Here is a 26,668-nt window from a genome sequence, read left to right as displayed (position 1 = left end):
TCAACGCTCCGTCAGCGCTTCGGATCGGGCCTTGTTGATGGGCTTGAGCAGGTAACTCATGACCGTTTTCTGGCCGGTCATGATCTCGACAGTGGCGACCATGCCGGGAATGATAGAATAGAGCTTGCCGTTTTTCTCCAGGTCGGAACGATCGGTTTTCACCTGAACCAGGTAGTAGGTCTCGCCCTTTTCCTTCTCGACCAGGCTGTCGGCAGAAATATTGACCACCTCACCCTCAAGACCGCCGAAAATGGAGAAATCATAGGCGGTCACCTTGACCAGCGCGGGCTGGCCAGGACGCACAAAAGCAACATCGCGCGGCGAGATCTTCGCCTCGATCAACAACGTATCGGCGGTCGGCACGACCCCGGCCACGACCGCACCCGGCTCGACATAACCGCCGATCGTATTCACCTCGAGCGTATTGACGATACCATCGACGGGCGAACGGATGTCTGTGCGCTTGACGCGGTCCGATGCGCCACGGATCGTCTCGTCGACCACCGAAAGTTCCGCCAGTGCCTGGGCCTTGTCGGCCAAGGCCTGCTGCTGCAATTGCAGCGCTGCTTCCTTCGACAGCAGCTTGGCTTCGGCGATCGCGCCCTCAAGCCGCGCAATACTTTCGTGATAGACCTTGAGTTCGCCTTCGATATCGGTTTTTTCACGCTGATATCTGAGGATCTCGCTTTCCGCGATCAGCTTCTTTTTGGCAAGCGGCTCGTAGAGCTTGATCTGCTTCTTGGCCCCTTCGAGATTGGCACTGAGCCGCTCGATATTGGCGCGCGCCTCGGCAAGCTCCGTTTCGCGCTGCTTCACGCGTTCCGCAAGAACATTGATCTTGTTGTGATAGGCCGCACGATCGGCTTCCATCAACCGCGATTCATTGGCGCAAACCTGTTCCGCCACCTGCAGAATGTCCGCCGGACAGACGAATTCCGCCTCGTAGTTCCCGGTTTCTTCAAGCGACAGGCGCGCAACCTTGGCGCCGAGCGCCCGCGCCCGCGCCACGGCTTCACCCAGCGACGATTCTGTCGTGGTATTGCCGATCTGGACAAGCAGGTCGCCCTTGCGAACCACCTGGCCGAGCTTGACGGCAATCTGCTGCACCACGCCCGGTTCGGACGTCTGGATGATCTGGGTCTTGGACACCGGGATGACCTTGCCCTCACCGCGCGCAATCTCTTCGATTTCCGTCGCCGAGGCCCAGCCGATAAATGTCAGGATGAACAGTGCCACGATGATCAGAATGGCGCGTGCAAAGAACGGAGGGCTGTCATTGTCGCTTGCCCTCATGGCTGCGCTCCCTTGCCACTGCGCTGCATCGCCTCGATCACGGTCGCCTTGGGGCCATCAGCCACAATGCGTCCCTTGTCGATGACCACAAGCCTGTCGACCAGATCCAGCATGCTGTGGCGGTGCGTCGCAATCACCAGCGTCGTGCCATCGCTGAAGGCTGTTCTGAGCCTTGCGATCAGATGCCGCTCGCTGGCCAGATCCATCGCGCCCGACGGTTCGTCGAGAAAGACGATCTTCGGTTTGGAGAGCAGCAGTCGCGCGATGGTCAAGGACTGCTTCTGCCCGGTCGAAAGATTGCTGCCGCGCTCTCCGACCGGCATATCGAATCCGCGCGGGTGGTTTGCCACGAACTGATCGGCCCCCGTCATCCGGCAAACCTCCAGCAATTCCTCATCGGTTGCGTCGGCGCGCCCGAGAAGAAGATTTTCCTTCACAGTGCCGGAAAACAGATCGGAGGACTGACCTGCAATAGCCACAGCTGCTCGAATTTCCGCCATATGATATTGGCGGATATCGACCCCATCGACCAGCAAGCGGCCCTCATTGGCAATATACAGCCCATCCAGGAGACGACCGAGGGTCGTCTTTCCCGAACCGATCCGGCCGATGATGCCGACCTTTTCGCCGGGCGACACAGACAGAGACAGTTTGTCGAGCACGGCATAGTCGGAACCGGGATAGCAGAAACTCACATTCTCGAAGCTGAAACGCCCCTCTCGGACCTCGCGATTGACGAAACCGACGCTTGAGGGACGGTCCTCTTCCTGCTCCATGATATTATTGAGGATGCGCAGCGACAATGTTGCCTGACGGAATCGTGCCAGGGTCATCGCGATCTGGCCAAGGGGCGCCCCTGCCCGGCTGGACAACATCACGGTCGCAATGATCGCACCCATGGCGATATGGCCCTCGGAGAACGAATAGGCGCCTCCGATCACCACGCAGACGGACACCATCTGCTGGATAAAGGCCGTGATATGCGAGGCATTGGCTGAAATATGCTTGATCTTCTCGCTGGTCCGGCTGGAGTTTTTGGTCAACTCGTGCCAGCGACGCTGCATCGTGGCTTCCGCACGCAGGCCCTTCAGCGTCTCGATCGTGGAAATCGTCTCCACCAGCAGCGATTGACGGCGTGACGCCTCATTGGCCGCAGTCGCCATGCTCTTGCCGATCTTGTGCTGCGCATAAAGCCCAACGCAGACGGTGATCACGAATGCCACAGCGGGGAAAACCACCAGCCATCCGCTGATGATGAAGATGACGAACAGAAAAATGAAGACAAAAGCACTGTCGATCAGAACGCCAATAGTATTGGACGTGAAGAATTCACGCACAAATTCGTATTGGGTAACGCGGCTTGCATATTCGCCAGTCGACATGGGCCGAGATGCAAGATTGGTATTGAGAACTTTGTCGAAGATCAGCTGCGAGATGCGAAGATCCGCTTTGCGCCCAGCATAATCGATCAGTTCGGCGCGGGCGGTTTTCAAAAGAAAATCGAAAACATAGGCAAGGCCAACGCCGATGGCCAGCACCCAAAGCGTCGGGATCGCCTTGTTGGGCAAAACCCGATCGTAAACATTCATGGTGAAAAGCGGCGATGCCAGCGCAATCACATTGATGAACAAGGCCGCCGCAACAACGCGCAGATAGGTCCGCCAATAGGGAATAAGGGCCGTGGTGAGCCAGTGACGCTTTTCGATCTCGCCTGCAGTACCAACCAGCGCTTCTTCGCTGTCATTGGCGTAATACATGGAGAAGGCGAAACCCATAACCGGCTTCAGCCTCTGGAACTGCTCACGGCTGATCTGCCGCTGCTGATTGCTCGGCTCGAAAAGGTCCACCGTATAGTTGCTGCCGTCCCAGCCATAGACGATGATGCATCGTCCGGTCTCCGTGACCAGAACCGCCGGGCAATCGAAGTTTCCGCGCCGGCAATCGCCTTCGCTCTTCTTGTCGACCTGAAGCCCGATGCGTTCGGACATGCGTTCGACGTCATTCTCTTCCATGGAATCGATGACATCGTCAGGAAAGCCTGAAAACAGCACCGTCTCGGATGTCGGACGTCCGAAATAGGCGGCAATCGCTTTGAATGCCGCCCTGAACGATCCCGTCGTGCCAATCCGAGACTTGTCGACTACCTCCCCGTCCATACCCCCTGTCCTGTCTGGTTCTACTGCCTGATCGGTGCCAGGAGATCGAAGGGCATGTCAGCGCTTTGATGCGACTCGACTTCAACATAGTTTGGATTGGCAGGCGTGGCCGGTACCGCAAATTCCTTGCGGGCATAGGCATTTGCCTGGGTAACCGCAGCGCCGCCGAATGTGGAGGTCAACTGCCCGGTGGCGGCAAGGATCTTGTATTCGGCAAACATCGCCACGAACTTGGCCGTCTGCGCCAGTACACTTGTGTTGAAGCGTGTGTTCTGGGCGTCCAGCACATCCAGAAGCGAGCGCTCGCCGACAGTGAATTGCTGGCGATAGGACGACACCAGCTCGGCATTGGTTCCCGACTGACGGCCGAGCGTAGCGGCCAATGCGCTGCGGTTGACCCGTTCATTCCAGGCAGAACGCACCGACTCTTCGACTTCGCGATGCGAGTCGTAAAGGGCCATGCGCATTTCACTGGCGCGACGGATCTGCTCCTGTTCGCGCGCTGTATCGATACCGCCGCGATAAAGGTTCCAGCGCGCCACCACACGGGCCTGGAAATCGTTGGTATTGCCGGAATCGCCGCCATAATCATTTCCGGTCAGGGCGCTGACTTCCAGATTGACCTTTGGCAGATACGCCGCGCGTGCACCACGGACCTGCGCGTCGGCTGCATCGATGTCGGAGGTTGCTGCGGAAATCCGCGGATTGCCGTTCTTGGCGATGAAAATCGCGTCATCGAGCGTGCGCGGCAGATATTTGGCGATGGACTGCGGCGCGGTCGCCTTGCCGATCGGCTCGCCCACAACACGCAGGAAGCGGATCTTGGTCAGCTCCAGTTCTTCCAAAGCCTCCTGTAAACGGGCCTTGGAGGCTTCCAGACGTTCCCGTCCCTGCAACCGGTCGGCATCGGTGAGCGTGCCGCCCTTGATGCTGGTATCGATGTCGCCCAGGATCTGCTGGTGGAACCCGCTATTCTGCTTTGCGGCACCGACAATCTGCGCTTGCAGAAGATATTCGAGATAGGCTTGCGCTGCTTCCAGCGCCAGCGCTTCGGAGCGCTCCTGAACCCGGAAGGACGCACCATCGACACGCGATGCCTGACGCTCGACTTCAGAACGGCGCTCGCCGCCATCAAACAGCGTCTGCGTAATGGTCAAGCTGACATCCGATGGCGAGAGATAGTCGCGATCCGATGTCAGGCTGCCGGAGCTCGGACTGGCCAACCGGCGGCGGCCGATGCCGCTTTCAAGGTCGATCGATGGCATGTAAAGGCCGCGGGCCTGGCGAAGTTCGAATTCGATCGCCTCGCGGTTCTTCGCTGCCTGCTGAATTTGTGGGTTGGTATCCAGTGTTTTCTGGATTGCCTCTTGAAGAGACATACTGTTGGCATCCACCACCATGGACAAACACATGGCCGTCGATGCGGTCAAGGTTGCGAAAATCTTGGCTTTAATACCCACTGTATCCCCCGAGTGAAATCTATCGAATGCGCCAAAAATTATGTTTCATAATATTTTGTCGCACGAAGTCGAATTATTTTATACGCACACCAACTAAATCTTGGATTGTAAATTCCTTGTCTTATGGGTGCGTATCGCCCCACGCACCTATCAACAACGAAGGCAAACAATCAAGAATAAAGTCTGCTCGACGAATGAATAACGTGAGCAAGGTTACCACGTTAGACTTTTTTAGGCCAAAACGACTTGTTCCGGCGATGTCATATTGAAATGTGGCGCGTTTGCCACAGATTCGCCCCGGAATTGTCTCCGGGGCGAACTGGCGTCAAATACTAGCTATGGTTGACGTCGATGCTGTTGTGATCCTCATCGAAGAGCACGCGGACCAGTTCCGTATGATTCTCCAGAACCGCCACATCATGCCAGTTGCCATCGCCGCCGACGCTGACAACGGTATCCGCGCCGTCAACCGTGGTCTTGACGCTGGCAGCCGCTTGCTCCGCGCTGACATCCGGACCGAGGATGTTTTCCAGCAGGCTGGAGACATCCAGGGTATCGCCCTCATCCGCCGAGTAGTCGGTGATGACATCCGCCAGATCGACATTGGACAGGGCATCCAGATCGAGCACGAAGGTATCGGCACCGGCACCGCCGGTCAGGGTGTCGAAGCCCGAACCGCCGAACAGGATGTCGTTGCCAAGACCGCCGCTGAGATAGTCGTCGCCCCCCATCCCGGAAAGGATGTCATCGCCATCGCCAGCGATCAGGATTTCATCCGAAGCCGTACCCGTAATGGTGCTTCCAGCAACTGCATGGATCGAGACACCAGCCGTATCGGAAATATTTCCATCGTTTACAGTATAGTCGAACGAACCATCCGCGATAACGGCAGCACCGGTAATCAAAACATTGTCGAATTCTGCCGTAGCATATTCGTCGCTGTTTCTTGAGCCTGTATCAAATTCATTGATATAGGCACCCAGCACGATCTGATGTGTCCCGGCATCGAGATCCAACGTAATCTCGAAGCGACCATCCGTGCTGAGGGCTCCACCTTGATCAGCCCCATCAAGTTGCGCCAGATAGTTGATTGAGCCGGTTCCGTGCTTTACCCCATCGATCGTGAACAGGGCCTGTGCAAACTCTCCGGTATCGGTCCCTTCGCTGATGAATAACTTGTAATCGAAGGCGATCGTAACAGTGGTGGCCGCTGCCAATGTGAAGCTTCTGGCCCAGCCACCATCGCGGTCTTCGAACATGTTGCTGCCGCTAGAGTTCGAATAGTCCCCGACGTTCACCTGCAGTTTAGTCCCCGAAACGCTACCTGCGGCGAAATCCGTAGGATTGCGTCCACCAAATCGGCCATCCTCATAAGCAAAGCCGTTCGCGTTATTTCCGTTGAAATTGGCATCCAGAATTGTTGTGACCGGATTGGTGGGATCGAACACCACAGTGCCTGATACCGTCCCGTTGACCGCGTTACCGCTGGAGGTAATGTTCAGGTCGTCATTGTCGACATCCCGATCATTCATCAGAAGCGCAGCTTCCGGGATGTAGATCGGCGAACCATCAACAATATTTGTCAATACGATATCGTCTGCCGCAACAGGTGCGTCATTCGCTCCGTTCACTGAGATGTCAACGGTATGGGTCGTCCCATCCACTGAAGTCACAGTGAAGCTGTCCGTTTCCATTTGTCCTGCGGCAAGAGCCTGCGTGGCCGAACGGCCGTTGTCGAGCACATAGGTCCACGTGCCGTCCGCATCGATGCTGAAATGCCCATAAGTACCATCGACATTGTCTTGGACAATGAAGGCAGCCTCTCCTGCATCAGGATCATCGATCGTCAACTGCCCCGTTGCCTGCAGAGCCGGCGGCTCGTTTCCGTGCACGACGATGTTGTCGATGCCGAAATCTTCGTCCGTGTAGCTCTGGTCCAAGTTGTTACCGAAACCAAGCTTTACCTGTTCACCAATACCGGAGGCGGTAATCTGCATGTGGTAAACGCGGTCACCCCAGACGCCACCGCCCAGTTGGCTGTCAGATCCACTGGACGTGACAACATACGTAGCGACTATACCGCCAATCGTAAACGACCCTGCCGCACCATCCAACCCGTCATTCCCGTAATTCTCGGGCGTGAATGCAAACGCGAGTTGATCGTTCAGGTAAACCGTCAAATGCTCACCCTGATCCCAGCTATCGATCTTGAAGAAGTCAAAATCAATGACAGTCTCAGTTGCAGCGGCAGACAGGGTCAAAGTCTTCGATATTGATTGCTGACCATCAAAATCCACGTAATTGTTTTCGGAAACAAATTCGTTGGAACCACCGTTGAAGCCGCCACCATGGAAACCGTTCGTCCATCCGTTGACGCTGGACCCCGTTTCGAAATTCTCCGAATAGGTGACCTGGCTGAAGCCGACAGCATCTTCGGTAACAGAACCAGTGTCAACACCGCTTATGATTGCGGACGTGTTCTCGATGACGTCGCCCACAGCAACCGTGAACGTCTTGTCGAGATAGGCACCATGAGGATCGCTGACACGAATGATGACATCGTGGAACTCGTCAGTCTCGAAGTCAAGAAGCGTCCCGTCCTCTACCGTGATCTCACCCGTAGAAGAATCGATTGCGAAACGTCCATCTTCGGAGACAGAAGATGGGTTGTTGTTGACGACAAACGAATAGGTCAGGTCATCATCGTCGATATCGCTACCGACGACAGTTCCAATGACTGTGCCATTTGCAGAATTTTCGTCGACAGAGAGCCCCGCCGTCGTCAAGGCCTCAGGCGCATCGTTGACCGGATTGACGGTGATGGCGAAGTTGCCCGACTGGCTCAGCGCCCCGCCGCCGGCACCGTCGCTCAGCGTGTAGCTCAGCTGTGCGTCGCCATTCCAGTTGGCATCCGGCGTGAAGGCGATGCCGTTCTTGTTGGTGACGGCATTGAAGTTATCGCCCCGCAACAGCGAGTTGAGGATTTCGATTGCGTCGCGTCCGGTCGTCGCATTGTCGGCTGTGGTGGTGATCGTCAATGTCTTGCCGTCGGCCGAAACATCGACGGTGAAGCCGCCGCTGAGGCCGTCACGGGAAGCCGAGAGTACACCCTCGCCGTCATCGATCTTCACGACGAGAACGGCGGTTGCGATGTTGTTGGTACCGGGCTGGTCGACATCCGAGGCAACCCAGATCTGCGACTGGCGGATATAGAGCGTCGTGTCCTCGTCGACACTCATATTGGACACGGAGCTCAGCACAGGTGCGTCATTGGCGCCGGTCACTGTCACCGTCAATGCGCCATCGTCGGTCAGCCCGGCAAAATCGCGCATCGTGTAGGTGAAGACGTCGGTGGCGGTCTCACCGGCGTCAAGCGCCTGCGTGTCGTCGTCGGCGTCGTTGAGCAGATAGCTGTAGGTGCCATCGGCCTGGATCGTCAGCGTACCGTATGCGCCGACGATCTGCACCGGCGTGTTGCCGACAGGCAGCGGGATGGTCGTGTTGCCGAAGGTGACCGAGACCACGCCCTCGGTGTCGAGGCTGTTGGCGTCGTTGTCATTGGCAAGCACATTGCCCGTCGCAGTCGGGTTTCCGGCAGTCGCGTTCGCCGTGCCGCCTGCTTCAGTCACTGCGGCTGCGTCGTCGCCGGCAACCGGCGCGACATTGACCACTTCACCGACCGGCACCGGACCGCTCGTATCCCCGGCGAAGTCGAACTGCTCGACATTCGTCGTCTGAACGATGACTGCGCCGTCGGAGTTGCGGGTCACTGTATAGGTGTCGCCCATCTGGGTAACGGTGTAGTCGGTCCAGCGCCCGGCGAGCTTAATCGTATCCGTGTCGCCACCTGATACCGGATCGCTGTCATTGATCACCACGCTTGAGCCGGCAAAACCGGTCAGGTCAAAGGTGTCATTGCCGGCACCGCCGTTAATGACGACCGTAGTCGCGGCAATCGCGGAGCCGGTCACGTCGTTCAGGGTCACGGTGTCGCCGCCGGAACCGAGATTGAAGGTTACGCGTTCGATTTCATCGGCGCGAACCGATCCGGCATTGGCACCGTCATAGGTCACCAGAATGTCGGAACTGTCGGTCGCCGGCGTGATCTCGGTTCCACCCGTCGCCAGTCCCAGCGTGAAGTGGCGCGCAACCGCGTCGCCATTGATCGCCAGGACATCATAATCCGGATTGGACGTCCCGGTTTCCGTTCCGCCGTCAACCGTGTCGTTGCCGTCGCCAACAGTGTGGATGATCGTGTCGTTGCCGTCGCCGCCGCTGACAACATCGTCACCGGCATTGCCGTAGAGCGTGTCGTTGTCGGCTCCGCCCTCGATTGTGTCGGAACCGGCACCACCCCAGATCTCGTCATCGCCGGCGCCGCCCTCAAGACGGTCCTCCCCACCGAGACCTGAAATCAAATCATCGTTGTCACCACCGTAAATGGTGTCCGAGCCTGCGCCGCCGCCAAGCACGTCGTTGCCCGCGCCGCCAGAAATGACGATACCGCCACCCACGGCATCGCTGACATAGGCATCGTCGACGAGGATCACGTCCCCGCCCGCCGTGCCGTCGATCGCCTCGACCCCGGTCATATAGCCCGGTGCCGAGTAGGTGTCGTGGACATAGCCGGCAGCCGCGCCCTTTTCGAGCACGATGCGATCAGCACCCGTGCCGCCCATGACGATATCCTGCGTGCCAGCCAGGCCAGCGATGGATACCGCCCGCAATGAGCCGTCACCGAGTTCGATGTTACGTGTCCCGGAAGCCACGACATCACTCGCCAGCCGGAAGGCGTCATCACCGGCCCCACCCTTGAGGAGATCGCCACCGCCCTGGCCAAAAAGCAGGTCGTCGCTGTCATCGCCTGTAAAGGTCTCGTTGCCCGATGTCCCCTGGATTGCGATGTCGTTGTAGGGGGCGAGATAGTTGTTTGCCACGGTCAGCGGTACACTCGACAGGTCCACAGTTCCACCGACATTGTCGATGTTGAGACCGTGCCAATTGGCGGTGACGTTCACGTCGAGACCGCCGTTGACGATCTGAAGACCGTCAACATTGGTATAGTTGTAGATCGCAACGCCAACCTTGGAATAAGTGCCGGTGACGTCGACATTGTCGAATACGACAGTACCCATCGGCCCAAAGGGAGCATCGACACCACGCAGCTGGATACCATTTTCCGCCGCCGCACCTGGATTGCCGACCTGCACGTCCTTGAACGTGACGTCTCCGTTGTAGAGATAGATCGCGACCGGGCCTTCGCCAGAACCGCCGGATTCCACGGTCGCATTGCCGGAGAAGGCGACCTTCTCGACCACGATGGCTTCGACATTCGAGGCGCTGTCAACAAACAGGCCGTGGTAGTCGCCACCCGTCACGTCCGCGTTCTTCAAGCTCACAGTGTCATAATCGGCCGTCTTGTCGACGAACATGACAGATGAAGACGAACCCTGCAGATCGATACCGTCAATCACGAGCGATTGTCCGGTTCCGCCACCGTTGACAGTGATAGCTGGACCGGCTTCGCCGCCGTCTATCTCGACATTGCCCACGCCCTTCAGAGTGATGCCTTCACCGATCACCACCGCCTCGTTGTAGACGCCCTCATGCACCTCGACCGTGAAACCAGCATCGGCGAAGTCGACGCCAGCCTGGATCGTCGAGAACGTCCCCACGAGTTGGTTTGCCGCATTGAACACCAGAACGTTGGCCGTCAGGTCAAGTTCAACGGAGTCACCGCCGTTAAAGTTGATGTGTTCGATACCGTACAGCACATCCGTTTCGCCGGCGCTGGAGATCGTCCAGGAACCATCGCTGTTGCGGGTCACGGCATAATCATTCTGATTTCCATAGACGACGACCTCGTCGCTTTCGCCGAGCGTCGCCAGGCGGTTGCTGTCTAGAGAAAGATCGGTCGCATTGCCGTAAACAGTGTCGCTGCCGCCGCCAATGAAGAACTGATCATTGTCGCCGCCACCGATCAGCGTGTCCGCACCGCCGTCGCCAGTGATGCGATCGGCCCCGGCACCGCCGTCGATGAAGTCATCTCCGGCGCCACCGCGCAGAACGTCTGCGCCGTCGTTGCCGTAAAGCTTGTCGGCACCGTCGCCACCTTCGATGACATCTTGACCGGCGCCGCCCCAGATTTCGTCAGAGCCCTCGCCACCGAACAGTTCGTCATCGCCTCCGAGTCCGGAGATCAGGTCGTCACCGTCACCACCGGTGATCTTGTCACCCTGGATGTCAGAACCCTGCAGGATGTCGTTGCCCTTGCCGCCATCGATTTCGATCAGGACCGTATCAGATGTCGTGTAGGTCTTCGGCAGAAGAATGACGTCGTTCTCGTCAGTTCCGATGAACTTTTCGATACTGTCGAGCTGCAGTCCGGTACCGGTCTTGGCACGGTCGAAAACGAAACCATCGGCATTGGCGCCCAGTTCGAAGCGCAGGGTATCGACACCCTGGCCGCCATAAACGTCGTCGCTTTCACCCGACAGGCCGCCGATATTCACCTGGCGCGTGTTTCCGTCGCCCAAAGTGACGGTGCGCGTGCTGCCATTCCCCACAAGGACGTCTTCGGCGAGATAAAGCGTATCGTCGTCATCGCCGCCATAGAGATCGTCGGCGCCGCGACCGGCATACAGTGTATCGTTACCGCCATTGCCGATCAGGACGTCGTTGCCGTCATTGCCCTTGAGCACATTGGCCTCGGAGCCGCCCACGAGGATGTCGGAAGCCGTGCTGCCATAGGCATCGTTGATGCCAGCCATGCCGTCGATGCCGACGACGTGAGCGCCAGTGCGGTCGGTCGCAGTATCGGCGCCAACCGTCTGGCCGCCCACGGTATGGGCTGCGTCGTCGAGATTGACGAACACACCGGTATTCAGCGCCCCGTAGTTGATCGACCCGATCTCGCCAGCCGCATCGACGCGAACAGAGAAGCTTCCATTTGCCGGATCGCCATCGGCATCCGTTGCGGTGACCACAAAATTCAGGTCGAGATACTGATTGGTACCAGTCGGCGACGTGTGATCCAGTGGCTGCAGAAGGGCGAATGAATACTCGCCCGTATCGGCATTGGTCGATACCGTGAAGACGACGTTGGACGCGTCGGCAGCAGCCGGCAGATCACCGGTATACCCGACCAGAACCGCGCCGATCAGAACAAACTTCACCTGTTCTCCTGCAGAGTGCAGTGAGACAGTTGCGTCGTTCTGATCTTTGACGGTCACCGAGGAGCTGACCGCCAGGGTCTTGTTGGAGCCAGAATCGGCTCCCCATGCAAGGCCTGTTAGCCCCTGTGTCACCGACGTAGACCCGTCTTCAGCCACGTCAGAACGGGCGTTGGCAGTGACCGTCGGCATGTCGTCATCGACATTGATGACGAGCTTACCCTCGACACTGTCGTTGTCGCCGTCTGTAACCTTGTAGGTCAGCGTGAAGATCTGGTTATTCTCGTTGTCGCCATCCTCATGCATCAGCGGGGCAAGCTGGGTCACATGGTATTCACCCGTGTGTGCATCGAGCGTCACCGTCATGATCGTAGTGCCGCCCTGCTTGATCAGCAGTGTGCCGTTCGTATCCTTTTCGTAGCTAAAGCCGCTTGCACCGCCCACTGATGTCGTCGAGCCGACCAACCATTCAATCGAACCGCCATCGGCACCGAAATCGTGCGAAAGGAATCCATTGACGTTTTTCGGCGCGGCATCGTCACCGGTGCCACCTTCAATGCCGTTCGGCAGATCGTCATCTTCGACATGAACGGTCTTATTCCAGCCCGCACTCGGACCATCGTCATCGAACGCGATCTTGCTACCGATCGAGACCGTGTTGACTACCGTATCCTGGTCATAATCGGTGACCGTCAGAACCGCCGAGATCTTGCCAGCGAGATTGACGCTGTCATCATCATCGTTGCCCGTCGCCGAATGCTGCAGCGACAGATACTGCGCAACCGTCACCTGGCCATTGCTGTCGATATGGATCGCAAAGGCCGCCGTACCACCTGCGGTGCGGCCGACCACAAGGTCGCCTTCCTTCGCAAGCGTAATCGCCTGGCCGTCCGTCGTGAACAGGCCGGAATTCGCGTCATCGATCTTCAGAGTCAGCGAGCCGTTGACCGACCCATTCCAGAAGCCCGTTTCGTCCGCACCTCCGTCGACGGAAAAGTCGACGACATCGTCCTTGGCATACCGGGCCGACATGTCCGGATCCGAACCCTTGGAGTCTACGGAGGAGAACAACTGCGACGCCTGATAACGCGAATTACCGGTCAGGTTGTCGTCATCATTGCCGACCGTCTCGTCCACGCGAACCGTTTTGTCGGTCCAGATCGATGTCTCCGGCATATCGTCGACTACCGAGACGATTACCTTGCCGTCAAGACCGATCGTGTCGCCATCGCCATCCGTCGCTTCGATGACGGCACCGAAGTCGATGCCTGTGACCGAGCCGCCAGCAGCCTTCAGTGCCGTGTTCTCGTTGCCGCCGTCGACGTGATCGAGCTGATCGTACTGGCGATAAACGAACTCACCCGTTGCCTTGTCCAGCGTCAGCGTGAACACAACACGGTCGCCCAGGCCAAAGCCTGTATGGCCGTCCGTGTTGGCATAAGCCAACAGCGCACCATTGACAAAGGTGTAGGACAGCCCGACGCCCTTGGACGAGAGGCCGACATTGGTCATCGTCGATAACGTATCAGACGCGAACGAGAATCCGCCGCCAGCCTTGGCGCCATCCGCGCCGAACGAAACCGCCTCGGCAGCCGAACCCCGCGTGACAACTGCACCCAGTGGCCAATCCGTCCCGGAACCGTCGCCGAAACCGTCGTAAGGATGATTACCCTCAGACAGCACGCTATCGATGTCGTCTTCATCGGCGATCGCCGTCACGACCTTCTCGCCCACTTCCGGCGAATCGTCATGAATGGTGATCGTGAACTTTTCAGCCAATGTGATGCTGTCGCCGTCAAAATCCGTCGCCTGGACGATCTGGCCGAGGTTGATCGGCAGATCAACGCTCGTCGACCCGGTGTGGTCGAGCTGGTCGTACTGTCTAAACTCGTAAGTGCCGTCGGCATTGACCTTCAGCGTGAAGACAACACGGTCGCCATTTTCGGGGTTATAGATGCTGCCCGGCTGGCCGGCATTCTCGAAGGCGTAGAGCACGCCGTCCTTGATGTCGTAACTCAGAACCGCACCTTCGGACTTCAGTCCGAGCTGCGTCAGCAGGCCGCGCGCCACGTCTTCGTTGATGAACGAGAACTTGACCGCGTCGTCCGCGCCGCCCTTTACCAGCCCGGCAAGTGTACCCTCAATGTACGCGGGTCCCGTACCATGCTGTCCGGAGCTACCGGTCCAAGAACCATCGCCATCGTAATCAGCCGGGTGGTTGCCCGTTGCCTGATCAGTCAGAATATCGTCTTCATCGACCGTGCGTGCTTCAACCGTGCCGCTCAGTTCCGGCGCGTCGTCGTGGATCGTGATGGTGAACTTGTCACCCAACGTCACGCTGTCGCCGTCAAAGTCCGTCGCTTGGACGACCTGACCAAGCTGGAGCGGCAGATCCACGCTCGTCGAACCGGTATGGTCGAGCTGGTCGTACTGCTTGAACTCGTAAGTGCCGTCGGCATTGACCTTCAGCGTGAAGACAACACGGTCGCCATTTTCAGGATTGTAGATGGTGCCCGGCTGGCCGACATTCTCGAACGCGTAGAGCACGCCATCCTTGATCTGGTAGCTCAATACCGCGCCTTCGGACTTCAGGCCAAGCTGCGTCAGCAGGCCGCGCGCCGTGTCTTCGTTGATGAACGAGAACTTCACAGCGTCGTCCGCGCCGCCCTTCACCAGGCCGGAAAGCGAGCCATTGATATAGGCCGGTCCTGTACCGTTCTGCCCCTGACCGCCTGTATAGGAACCATCGCCATTGCCATCCTTCGGATGGTTGCCGAGCGAACCCGTCGTGTCGATATCGTCTTCGTCAACCGTACGCGATTCAACCGTGCCGCTCAGTTCCGGCGCGTCGTCATGGATGGTGATCGTGAAGTTGTTGCCCAGCGTGATGCTGTCGCCATCAAAATCCGTCGCCTGCACGATCTGGCCGAACTGGATCGGCAGATCAACGCTCGTCGAACCAAGATGGTCCAGCTGGTCGTGCTGCTCGAACTCGTAAGTGCCGTCCGCATTCACCTTCAGCGTGAAGACAACACGGTCGCCATTCTCAGGATCATAGCTGACACCCGGCTGGCCGGCATTCTCGAAGGCGTAGAGCACGCCGTCCTTGATGTCGTAGCTCAGCACCTTGCCTTCGGACGTCAGTCCGAGGCCCTTCAGGTATGTGCGGGCTGCATCCTCATCGATAAACGAGAACTTCACAGCGTCGTCCGCGCCACCCTTCACAAGGTCAGCAAGAGAACCCGTGATCGAGGCCGGACCGCCGTTGTTGACGCCCGGTGTGCCCGTGAACGAGCCATCATCCTCATCGCCATCATTCGGGAAGTTGCCCTGAGAACCCGTCGTATCGATATCGTCTTCGTCGACAGTACGGTCTTCCGTCTCACCGCTCAGTTCCGGCGCATCGTCATGGATGGTGATCGTGAAGTTGTTGCCCAGCGTGATGCTGTCGCCATCAAAATCCGTCGCCTGCACGATCTGGCCGAACTGGATCGGCAGATCAACGCTCGTCGAACCAAGATGGTCCAGCTGGTCGTGCTGCTCGAACTCGTAAGTGCCGTCCGCATTCACCTTCAGCGTGAAGACAACACGGTCGCCATTCTCAGGATCATAGCTGACACCCGGCTGGCCGGCATTCTCGAAGGCGTAGAGCACGCCGTCCTTGATGTCGTAGCTCAGCACCTTGCCTTCGGACGTCAGTCCGAGGCCCTTCAGGTATGTGCGGGCTGCATCCTCATCGATAAACGAGAACTTCACAGCGTCGTCCGCGCCACCCTTCACAAGGTCAGCAAGAGAACCCGTGATCGAGGCCGGACCGCCGTTGTTGACGCCCGGTGTGCCCGTGAACGAGCCATCATCCTCATCGCCATCATTCGGGAAGTTGCCCTGAGAACCCGTCGTATCGATATCGTCTTCGTCGACAGTACGGTCTTCCGTCTCACCGCTCAGTTCCGGCGCATCGTCATGGATGGTGATCGTGAAGTTGTTGCCCAGCGTGATGCTGTCGCCATCAAAATCCGTCGCCTGCACGATCTGGCCGAACTGGATCGGCAGATCAACGCTCGTCGAACCAAGATGGTCCAGCTGGTCGTGCTGCTCGAACTCGTAAGTGCCGTCCGCATTCACCTTCAGCGTGAAGACAACACGGTCGCCATTCTCAGGATCATAGCTGACACCCGGCTGGCCGGCATTCTCGAAGGCGTAGAGCACGCCGTCCTTGATGTCGTAGCTCAGCACCTTGCCTTCGGACGTCAGTCCGAGGCCCTTCAGGTATGTGCGGGCTGCATCCTCATCGATAAACGAGAACTTCACAGCGTCGTCCGCGCCACCCTTCACAAGGTCAGCAAGAGAACCCGTGATCGAGGCCGGACCGCCGTTGTTGACGCCCGGTGTGCCCGTGAACGAGCCATCATCCTCATCGCCATCATTCGGGAAGTTGCCCTGAGAACCCGTCGTATCGATATCGTCTTCGTCGACAGTCCGGTTTTCCGTGTCACCGCTCAGTTCCGGCGCGTCGTCATGGATGGTGATCGTGAACTTGTTGCCCAGCGTGATGCTGTCGCCATCAAAATCCGTCGCCTGCACGATCTGGCCGAACTGGATCGGCAGATCAATGCTCGTCGAACCAAGATGGTCCAGCTGGTCGTGCTGCTCGAACTCGTAAGAGCCGTCCGCATTCACCTTCAGCGTGAAGACAACACGGTCGCCATTCTCAGGATCATAGCTGACACCCGGCGCGCCGGCATTCTCGAAGGCGTAGAGCACGCCGTCCTTGATGTCGTAGCTCAGCACCTTGCCTTCGGACGTCAGTCCGAGGCCCTTCAGGTATGTGCGGGCTGCATCCTCATCGATAAACGAGAACTTCACAGCGTCGTCCGCGCCACCCTTCACGAGGTCAGAAAGAGAACCCGTGATCGAGGCCGGACCACCGTTGTTGACGCCCGGTGTGCCCGTGAACGAGCCATCATCCTCATCGCCATCATTCGGGAAGTTGCCCTGAGAACCCGTCGTATCGATATCGTCTTCGTCGACAGTACGGTCTTCCGTCTCACCGCTCAGTTCCGGCACATCGTCGACAACATTCACGACAAAGCTGCCGGTTGCGGTGTCGCCATCCGAATCGCTCGCGGTAAAATTGAAGGTGAGCGAAAGCGTATTTTCGCCGTCGACTTCCGCATGATCGAGCGGCTTGACCAGCGTAAAGCTGTATTCACCGTCGTTGGCGTCGGACAATTCGGCATGGAACACGACACCAGCGCCATCGATCGCTGCAGGCACCTCCGCGCCGATGTAGCCGACCAATGTACCATCGGCGAGAACGACCGTATGGACTGCATTGCCACCCGAGGTGAGTTCCGCGCCATAGGCGCCTTCAACTGCAACAGCTGCATCGGTGAATGCGACAGAACGGTCATTGCTGCCGCCGGCATTCGCGTTATCGGCACCCCAATCGATATTGAGGGAGACGCCGCTGACCGACTTTGCAAAACCGTCAGCCTCGTCATTTCCGCCAATCAGGCCCTCATCTTCAACCGTCGCGCTTTCGCTCGTTCCGACAACCGGTGCATCGTCACCGATGTCGATGGATGCGGTACCGACGACAGCATCGCCGTCGAGATCGGTGACCGTATAGGTGAAATTCAGGCGCAGGATGTCTTCAGCGCTCGTTTCACCGAGGTCTGGGTGATCGACCGCCGCAAGCTGAGTGAAGGTGAAAGCGCCAGTTGTGACATCCGTGATCTCAAGGGTGAAGACCACAACGCCGCCAGCTGTCCCCGTCAGCGTCAATCCATCCACAGACGATGTGACAATCACGTCGACGCCACCGGAGGTCAGCCCGGTCGCTGTTCCCGTATCGCTCGGCTCGTCCATATCGAACGCGCCGGCGAAGCCGATTGCTGTAATCACACCGCCATCGGCACCGCCGTTAAAGCCGAAGAAACCCTTGATAACCCCAGTTTCAAAGAGATTGCCATCCGCATCTTCTTCAAGGAAGAATGGTCCGCTCGCGATGATGGTCGGCGTATCGTCGAAATCTTCCTCATTGTTCCCATCGGCACCGAAGGCCAGCTCCGTATTGCCCAGAAGATCCAGCAAGGATGGCGGCGCGTTGTCCACATTCGGAAGACCATCGTCGAAATCGCCGCCCGAGCCATCAGCACCGGCTGTGACGACGGCCAGATTGCCTTCAGGACCGGCGGCGACATTGATGCCGCTCTGCTCGAGAACCGCGACCACAACCTGCTGCGGAACTTCGACGTCACCGATCAGGAACGTCGGAATGTTGTCGGCGCCGCCGAGAATGACGATCTCGCGGCCATCGGCCTGGACGAGAATGAGGTCATCGCCCTCAACCCGGATCTCGTCGACCGTCGCATTTTCCGGCAGGACAACGACATTATTCTCGTTTGCTGCAAGTTCGGTCGGGAATGCCTGTCCTTCAGGAACGCGATCGGTGCGCTGCGCTGATTGAGTTTCCGCCTGTGCGATTTGAACTTCGCCAACACGGTCGCTGGTGTCGTTCAAAGAAATGAAATATTCGAGCGCTGAAGCACTTTCGCTCAGGCCCACAACATTTTCTTCACCACTGCCAATGCGATCTTCAATAGACATAACAAACCCCCAGAATTTAAACATTGGGGGCAAAAGAAGACATCGGCTTTCTTCGTGCAACCGTTTATTAAAGCTTCGGCATAGTATGTTATGCAAGTCCAAATAAATAATTCACGATTGGTTAACCGTGATGCTTTTCAGGCACAAAATAAAGCCAAACACTTTATAAAGCATAATATTTAAAATGCTTTAGGTTCACGCAAAAGCTGTCGGGCCGGTCCCGATTTGGCACGCTTTTGCGCCCGTGTCAGGTTCCTCACCCGATGCGGTATTCGTTGAACGTGCCCGCCCACCGATCTCCGGGACGCGCATCGCTTTGCAATCGCAGGTTGGCAAAATGTCGTCGCGACGATAGTCGCTGTGACAGACGCCGACCGGCCGCTCATGGCAGTCACTCGATCCGCAACCAAACCGCTATGACACATAGCGAGCGGATAGCGGCGATTGCAGGGAGAGAATTAAGGTCACGAAATCAGTATTTTAAAGCAAAGAACGATTGTTCTTACGGCCGCCATTTTCCCAATTGACAGCGAAATCACGGAGGTAGTTAATTCCGCCATTGAATGACCATCCAAAATCACCAAGGGGAATATGATGCGTCGCACCAGTTTTATTGACAGCCTTGCCACCGGTCGCATCTCGCGCCGCGACGCACTCAAGGCAGCAGCCGCTTTCGGCGTTGGCATGGCGATCAAGCCTCCGGGAGCGCAGGCCGCAGAGGTACTCACCTGCATGGAATGGGCAGGCTTCGACGATCCCGCCTATTTTTCGCCGTTTGAATCGAAGCATGGCACGCCGAACTTCTCCACCTTTTCCGGCGAGGAAGAAGCGCTTGCCAAGGTCCGTGCCGGCTTCAACGCCGACATGATGCACCCTTGCAACTATTCCGTGGGACGCTTCGTCGAGGCGGGCCTCACCGTCCCGGTCGATACCGCCAAGCTCTCCAACTGGAAGGATGTCTTTCCGGAACTGCAGACGGCCAACGGCGTCGTCGTCGACGGCAACGTCGTCATGGTGCCGGCAGATTGGGGCTCGTCTTCGATCATCTACCGTCCAGATCTGATCGGCGACGCCTTCAAGGATGGCGAGAGCTGGTCGATCTTCTTCGACGATGCCTTCGAGGGTAAAGTCGCCCTGCTCGACGATCCGCTGGTCATTGCACTCGGGGCCATGGTCAAGGGCATGCCCTACAAGCAGGCCAATCTTTTGACCGGCACGGAGCTTCAGGCATCGCTCGATTTTGCCGCAAAGGCCGTGCGCAACAGCCGCTTCCTCGGCGGCGATCAGACTGAAGTGCAGCAGGCGCTTGCCTCAGGCGAGATTGTTGCGGCCTATGCCTGGAACGACGCAGTCAAGAACCTCAAGGGCGAAGGCATCAATATTGCCTATGCCAGGCCAAAGGAAGGCTATTTCACATGGTTCTGCGGTCTGACCATTCTCAATAGCGGCAAGGCCGATCCGGCGCTTGCCTATGACTTCATCGATGCATGGCTGTCGCCGGAGACTGGCAAATTGCTGATTGAAGGCTCCGGCTATGGCCATTCCAACATGAAGTCGTTCGAAGCTGCAGATCCCAAACAGGTGGAAGCCATGGGCATCACCGATCCGGTCGAATTCATGAAAAGCGCGACCCTGTTCGAGCCGCAGCCCAGCGCTGTTGTCAACGAACAGACGGAGGCCTGGGAGCAGATCAAGGCGCTCAAACTTTAAGGGTGTCATGACTTTATATCGCAAGACTGCATCTGCCGGACCGGCGTTAGCGGCACGTTCCGCTATTGCTGCCGGCATATTCCTCCTGCTTGCCGCTCCGCTTATCATTCTTCTGGTGATGAGCTTCTGGCGCCAGCAGGGGTTCGACATCCTGCCGGCATTCACCTTCGACAATTATTGGAAGCTGATTGAGCCGAGCGACCGGGCAACGGTGTGGATGGGCATCCCCTTCCCGCTTCAATATCCGGTTCCGGCTGTCCTTCTGGTCAAATCGCTGATCATGTCGCTTGCGGCCACGACCTCGGTCATTTTGATGGCCTACCCAATGGCCTATTTCCTCGCCTTCAGGGTGACAAAGCACAAGGTCGTATGGCTTATCCTGATCAGCATTCCATTCTGGACCAGCTATCTGCTGCGCATATTCGCCTGGAAGATTGTGCTGGGCTATAACGGGGCCATCAACAGCGGCCTGATGAGCCTCGGTATCATCAGGGAACCACTCTCGTTCCTGCTTTATAACCCGGCGGCCGTGGTGCTCACACTCGCCCATGCCTGGGTCACATTTGCCATTTTGCCAATCTATGTCTCGCTGGAAAAGCTCGATCGCTCGCTACTTGAGGCCGCGACCGATCTTGGCGATAGCAAATGGCGGCGCTTTCGCCGCATCACCCTGCCGCTCTCTCTGCCCGGCGTCGTGTCGGCATCTCTGCTGGTCTTCATTCCAACCGTCGGCGATTACGTGACACCGACCTTGGTGGGCGGTCCCGGCGGCAGCATGATCGGCAACGTCATTCAGGCGCTGTTCTTCAAGCAGGACAATGCGCCGCTCGGTGCTGCCGTCTCTGTCGCGATGCTGGTATTCACCATCGGCGTCAGTGGACTTTTCCTCTGGGCGGTCGGCTACAAGAAAATGCGCGAACGGAGCGCCTGAGAACATGAAGAAATCTTTCGATGGCTTTACCGCCTATGCGCTCGTCTTCACGGTCTTTCTCTATGCACCCGTCGTGCTGTTGCCGCTCTTTTCGTTCAATGACAACACCTTCGCCATCTTCCCGCTAAAGGGCTTTACCCTGAAGCACTATGTGGCGATGGCCGACAACAGGTCCATGCTGGATGCGCTCGGCAACAGCCTGATGGTGGGCGTCATTGCATCGGTAACAGCGACGGCGCTGGGGCTGGTTGCCGCCATCACATTGTCGCGAAAGAAACTGCCGGCCAGCAATTTTCTTCTGGGCACCATCATGCTGCCGCTGATCGTTCCCTCGATCATTTTCGCGGTCGCATTCCTGGTATTGATGGTCAAGGTTCTGGGCATCAACCTGTCGCTCTGGACCATCATGATTGCCCATATCTTCCTCTGCCTGCCCTTCTCCGTGATGGTCCTGATGGCACGGCTAGAAGGGCTCGATCGCAGCCTGGAGGAAGCCTCCTATGATCTGGGCGAAGGAAGCTGGGGCACGTTTCGCAGGGTCACGCTGCCGCTTGTGATGCCAGCCGTCATCTCCAGCCTGCTGATGTGCTTTGTCACCTCCTTTGATGAATTCGTGATGGCATTCTTCCTGTCGGGGACCCAGCCGACACTTCCGGTCTTTCTCTATGGCCAGCTGCGCTTTCCCAATAAACTCCCCTCTGTGCTGGCACTCGGTTCGCTGATTCTGATTGCCTCCACCATTTTGGCGGTTGCCGCCGAACTGTTGCGACGGCGGGGCGGAGCGCAGCTATCTGCTACCGACGTTTAGGATCCGACAACCCGAGCGAAACGACCGGTCTTTAAGGCCGGTCCGCACCCTGCATGCCCACTGAAAGGCAAACGTCCATGACGGCACCTGATCTGATCGTTACCAATGGCGATATCGTCACCATGGATCCGTTGACGCCGCGTGTCGCGGCACTCGCCATATCGGCCGGCCGCATCGCAGCACTGGGATCAGCAGAAGAAATCGCCTCATTGGCCGGACCCGACACCAAAGTGATAGATGCCGGCGGTCAGCTCGTCCTGCCCGGATTTCAGGACACTCACCTTCATCTTCAGGATAGCGGCTTCGAATATGGAAAAAACGCCAATCTCGATGGCTGCGAAACCGTGGAAGCGTTGCAAGCCGTTTTGCGCGAGTGGGCAGCTGGCACCGATGCCGAATGGGTCAATGGCGTCGGCTGGTATTCCGGCATCTTTACCGAACACAACCTGACGCGTCAGGTGCTGGACGAAGCCGTCGCAGACCGACCGTGCTATATCCTGGCCTCAGATGGGCACAATGCCTGCATGAACACAAAGGCCTGCGAGTTGCTCGGCATTGCAAAAGGCATCACCGATCCTCCCGGCGGCCATTTCGTTCTGGATGCCGATGGCGTTCCAACCGGGCTTCTCTATGAAGACGCAATCGACTGGGCCAAGGAGCGGATGCCGGCACCCAGCGACGAGGATTTCGCCGACGGTGTTCGCTTTGCCCAGGCCCACGCCAACAGCCATGGCATTACCGGCGTGCTGGACGCCTCGGTCAATGAGCGCCACGCACGCGTCTACCGGTCATTGGAGGCCGCGGGTGAACTGAGTGTCCGCATCTGCGCTACCGCCAAGGTATTGCCGGAAGAAGATACGGCAAAAGCCCTTGCCCGCGTCGAGGCCTTGCGTCGCGAAAACGATACAGAGATGTATCGGATCCACTCGGCGAAATTCTTCCTCGATGGCGTGTTTGAAAACCGCACGGCCGTGATGATCGATGACTATAGCGATGAGGCCGGAGGAAATTACCCGCTGATGTTCGAGTATGAACAGGTCAAGGAACTCTTCACGGCATTCGATGCCGCCCGTTTCCAGATCCATGTCCACGCGATCGGTGACGGCGCCGTGCGCGCAGCGCTCGACGGCATGGAGACGGCGCGCAAAGCCAATGGCGCCTGGCCAAGCCTGCATCAGATCGCCCACATACAGGCCATCCATCCAGACGATATTCCGCGCTTCCATGAACTGGGCGTCGTTGCCAATATCCAGACCCTTTGGGCGCGCAACGAGCCTTCTGTGACGGATTGTGCTGCGCCGATGATGGGGCCGGAGCGGACGAAATACATGTATGCCTTCCGCTCGTTGATCGATGCCGGTGCGCCCTATGCGCTATCGAGCGACTGGGGCGTTTCCACGCTCAATCCGTTCAAGATCATGGAAACGGCCATTACCCGCCAGCCGCGCAAGCGCAAAAGCAATGTCGAGCCATTCCTGCCCGAACAACGCCTGACACGAGAGCAATGCGTGAAGGGCTACACAACGCATGCTGCCGAAGCAGCCTGGCGTGCCCGCGATACGGGTTCGCTGTCGGTGGGAAAATACGCCGATGTGATCATCCTCGATCGCGATATTTTCCACTGCGATGTCTACGAGATCGGCGATACGCAAGTGCTTCTGACCCTGCTTGGCGGCAAGGAAGTTCACCGGGCGGAGAATTTTTCATAAAACCATACACACGTGATTGGAGACGCGTGCTCCAGCCTCTGATACGCACAAAAAAGAGCCCGGCAATGCCGGGCCCCAAATCCCCTCTCCGGGATAAACTGTCAGTCTGTGACGATGGCTTCAGATCGCCAGATATTCATTGCGAAGCTCTTCATTGTCGAGAACTTCCCTGGCGGAACCGGCAAAGACCACGGTGCCTGTATCCATGATCACAGCCTTGTCGGACAGCCGAAGGGCCGCCACTGCGTTTTGCTCGACGATGATCGTCGTAATGCCGAGATCGCGGATCTGCCGGACGATCTTTTCGATCTCCTGCACGATAACCGGCGCCAGTCCCTCATAGGGCTCGTCCAGGAACAGGATCTTGATATCGCGCGCCAATGCACGGGCAACCGACAGCATCTGCTGCTCGCCGCCGGACATGGTCGTGGCCTCCTGCATGCGCCGCTCGGCAAGGCGCGGGAAGTGATCGTAGATCTTCTCCAGCGTCCATCCAATTTGCCCTGAGACCTGTGCGAGGACAAGATTTTCCTCCACCGTCAACCCACCAATGATACGCCGGTCCTCGGGCACAAGCTGCACGCCCGCCTGGGCTGCCTGAAAGGCCTTCATATTGTGCAAAGGCTCTCCGTCGAGCCAGATCTCGCCACTCTTGAGTGCCGGACTGTCGGCACGCGCCAATGTGCGCAGGGTCGACGTCTTGCCTGCGCCGTTGCGGCCGAGCAATGACAGGATCTCACCTTTGTTGATATCGAAGGAGACGCCCTGAACGATATAGGATTCGCCATACCAGGAATGGATATCTCTAACGCTGAAAAACGGTTTGTCGTCGGCAGCCTGCACGGTTTTCACCTCTCCCGTCGTCATGGTGTTATGAGCCACAACATTCATTCATGCGCCTCCCCCAGATAGGCTTCTTTGACCTTGGGATTGCCGCGCACCTCCTCCGGTAAACCTTCGGCGATAATGCGTCCCTGCGCAAGAACACTGATCTTGTCGGCCAGCGAGAACACCACATGCATGTCGTGCTCGATGATGACCTTGGTCATGCCGCGCGCCTTGATGCGCTTCAAAAGCTCGATGGTCATATTGGTATCGTGCCGCGCCATGCCGGCCGTCGGCTCGTCCAGCAGCAGAAGCTTGGGCTTCTGGATCAGGCACATGGCCAGCTCCAGTCGCCGCTTGTCGCCACGCGAGAGCGAGCCCGCCTCGTCAAAGCGACGCTCGAACAATCCGATATCCTGAAGCGTGAACTCCGCCTCTTCGCGGATATCTTTCTCTCCGGACAAACCTCTCATGGCATTGAACCGAAACGCACCGTCCCGCTTGGCGAAGGCCGGGATCATGACATTGTCGAGCAGGGACAGATCCGGAAAGATCTCCGGCGTCTGAAACACACGGCTCACGCCGAGCTGGTTGATCTCATGCGGCGCATGGCGATCCAGCGTATTGCCATTGAAGACCACATGTCCCCTGTCCGGCTTGATACGCCCGATGCAGACATTGAGCAGTGTCGACTTTCCGGCGCCGTTCGGCCCGATGATGGCATGGACCTTTCCCTCCTCGACCTGAAGGTCGACATCGGAAAGCGCTCTCAGACCGCCGAAGCTCTTGTGGACGTCCGCGACATGCAGGACGATATTCTTGTCGGATGTCGTCATTGTCTCACTCCGCCGGCTGCGCATGGCCGCTTATGGCCTTCTTGTCACCGTCTCCGCCCTTGCCAAACAGGTTGGCGAGACGGCGCACGCCTTCCATGATGCCACCCGGCAGGAAGATGACGATCAGCATGAACACCACACCCAGCGTCAGGCTCCACCCTTCCCCAACGAACAACGACAGGATGCCGACCACCGGTTTTTCGATGAATTCCGGCAGAAAGCTGAACGCCGAATGCAGGGTGGCATCGTTGAACGACGAGAAGATGTTTTCGAAATACTTGATCACAACGCCACCGACCACCGGGCCGATCAACGTCCCAACACCGCCCAGAATGGTCATCAGGACCACTTCACCGGACGCCGTCCACTGCAGACGTTCGGCACCGGCCAGCGGATCGGTTGCCGCCATCAGCGAACCTGCAACCCCTGCATAGATGCCGGAAATGATGAAGGCCGTCAGCAGATAGGGCCGCGTGTTGAAGCCAGTATAGCGCATGCGGGTCTGGTTGGACTTGATCGCTCTGAGCATCATTCCGAAAGGCGAACGGAAAATGCGCATGGCGATGAAGAAGCCGACGATCAGGATAACAGCGGTAAAGTAAAATCCGCCCAGACCGCCGCCTGAAATATCCATGCCAAACAAATTGGTGCGCGGCAGTCCAGCTCCTGGCGTGATGAACATCGCATCGATCACCCGCGGATCGCGAAGGGACAATTGCAGTCCCGTTTCTCCGTTGGTGAGCGGCGTCAGCACCGAATAGGCCAGATTATAGCACATCTGCGCAAAGGCCAGCGTGAGGATCGAGAAGTAGATACCCGACCGCCTGAGGCTGACAAAGCCGATCACGGCTGCAAAGATGGCGGCAAACACCACCGACATCAGGATCGACGGGATCACATTCATCGTAAACAGCTTGAACGACCAGACTGCCGCATAGGACCCGACGCCCAGAAAGGCAGCGTGACCGAACGAAAGGTAGCCGGTGAGGCCGAACAGAATATTGAAGCCGATCGCGAAAATCCCGAAGATACAGAATTTCTGCAACAGCGCCGGATAGGCAGCACCCAGCGGCTTGAAGAGAATGGGAGCGGCCAGAACCACGGCGGAAAACACCAGGAACATGATCCAGTCACGACGCGAGAGATTTGCAAACAT

The 26,668-nt window shown here is 57.8% G+C and carries 11 protein-coding genes; 4 read left to right on the top strand and 7 right to left on the bottom strand.

Going from position 1 to position 26,668, the window contains the following annotated elements; genetic code table 11:
* From ACWPM9_RS10000 to ACWPM9_RS09985, 4 genes are all read right to left on the bottom strand, one after another.
* Positions 1 to 1,293, bottom strand: coding sequence for an HlyD family type I secretion periplasmic adaptor subunit (locus tag ACWPM9_RS10000; RefSeq protein WP_484755005.1), 1,293 nt, complete (start codon positions 1,291 to 1,293; stop codon positions 1 to 3).
* A complete protein-coding gene (locus ACWPM9_RS09995; RefSeq protein WP_484755004.1) occupies positions 1,290 to 3,449 on the bottom strand; it encodes a type I secretion system permease/ATPase in 2,160 nt (719 codons plus the stop codon). The genes ACWPM9_RS10000 and ACWPM9_RS09995 overlap by 4 nt, the downstream gene beginning before the upstream one ends.
* Before the next feature lie 20 nt (positions 3,450 to 3,469).
* The gene (locus ACWPM9_RS09990; protein ID WP_428186795.1) at positions 3,470 to 4,861 is read right to left on the bottom strand and encodes a TolC family outer membrane protein; all 1,392 of its coding nucleotides are present in this window, start codon (positions 4,859 to 4,861) and stop codon (positions 3,470 to 3,472) included.
* Between the two features lie 380 nt (positions 4,862 to 5,241).
* The gene (locus tag ACWPM9_RS09985) at positions 5,242 to 18,693 is read right to left on the bottom strand and encodes a T1SS-143 repeat domain-containing protein (RefSeq protein WP_484755003.1); all 13,452 of its coding nucleotides are present in this window, start codon (positions 18,691 to 18,693) and stop codon (positions 5,242 to 5,244) included.
* Between the two features lie 591 nt (positions 18,694 to 19,284).
* Between ACWPM9_RS09985 and ACWPM9_RS09980 the strand changes: the two genes are divergently transcribed.
* The 4 genes from ACWPM9_RS09980 to ACWPM9_RS09965 all read left to right on the top strand — a co-directional run bounded on the left by ACWPM9_RS09980 (position 19,285) and on the right by ACWPM9_RS09965 (position 23,851).
* Positions 19,285 to 20,403, top strand: a complete 1,119-nt coding sequence (locus tag ACWPM9_RS09980) for an ABC transporter substrate-binding protein (RefSeq protein ID WP_428186797.1) — start codon at positions 19,285 to 19,287, stop codon at positions 20,401 to 20,403.
* Between the two features lie 7 nt (positions 20,404 to 20,410).
* The gene (locus tag ACWPM9_RS09975; protein ID WP_428186798.1) at positions 20,411 to 21,334 is read left to right on the top strand and encodes an ABC transporter permease; all 924 of its coding nucleotides are present in this window, start codon (positions 20,411 to 20,413) and stop codon (positions 21,332 to 21,334) included.
* A 4-nt stretch (positions 21,335 to 21,338) separates the two neighbouring features.
* A complete protein-coding gene (locus ACWPM9_RS09970) occupies positions 21,339 to 22,142 on the top strand; it encodes an ABC transporter permease (protein WP_484755002.1) in 804 nt (267 codons plus the stop codon).
* A 77-nt stretch (positions 22,143 to 22,219) separates the two neighbouring features.
* Entirely contained in the window at positions 22,220 to 23,851 is a 1,632-nt protein-coding gene (locus ACWPM9_RS09965; protein WP_484755001.1) for an amidohydrolase, read from the top strand.
* A gap of 120 nt (positions 23,852 to 23,971) precedes the next feature.
* On the opposite strand, the gene ACWPM9_RS09960 is transcribed toward ACWPM9_RS09965, so the two are convergent.
* Genes ACWPM9_RS09960 through ACWPM9_RS09950 form a run of 3 tightly spaced genes read right to left on the bottom strand, consistent with a single transcriptional unit; the run spans position 23,972 to position 26,668 of the window.
* Entirely contained in the window at positions 23,972 to 24,718 is a 747-nt protein-coding gene (locus ACWPM9_RS09960; protein ID WP_484757640.1) for an ABC transporter ATP-binding protein, read from the bottom strand.
* A 20-nt stretch (positions 24,719 to 24,738) separates the two neighbouring features.
* Positions 24,739 to 25,512, bottom strand: coding sequence for an ABC transporter ATP-binding protein (locus ACWPM9_RS09955; protein WP_428186801.1), 774 nt, complete (start codon positions 25,510 to 25,512; stop codon positions 24,739 to 24,741).
* Between the two features lie 4 nt (positions 25,513 to 25,516).
* Positions 25,517 to 26,668 carry a branched-chain amino acid ABC transporter permease gene (locus ACWPM9_RS09950; RefSeq protein ID WP_484755000.1) on the bottom strand — a complete coding sequence of 384 codons (1,152 nt, stop codon included), beginning with the start codon at positions 26,666 to 26,668 and terminating at the stop codon, positions 25,517 to 25,519.

Source organism: Agrobacterium sp. H141, from assembly GCF_057158725.1.
This window is presented reverse-complemented; position numbering and strand designations above follow the sequence as displayed.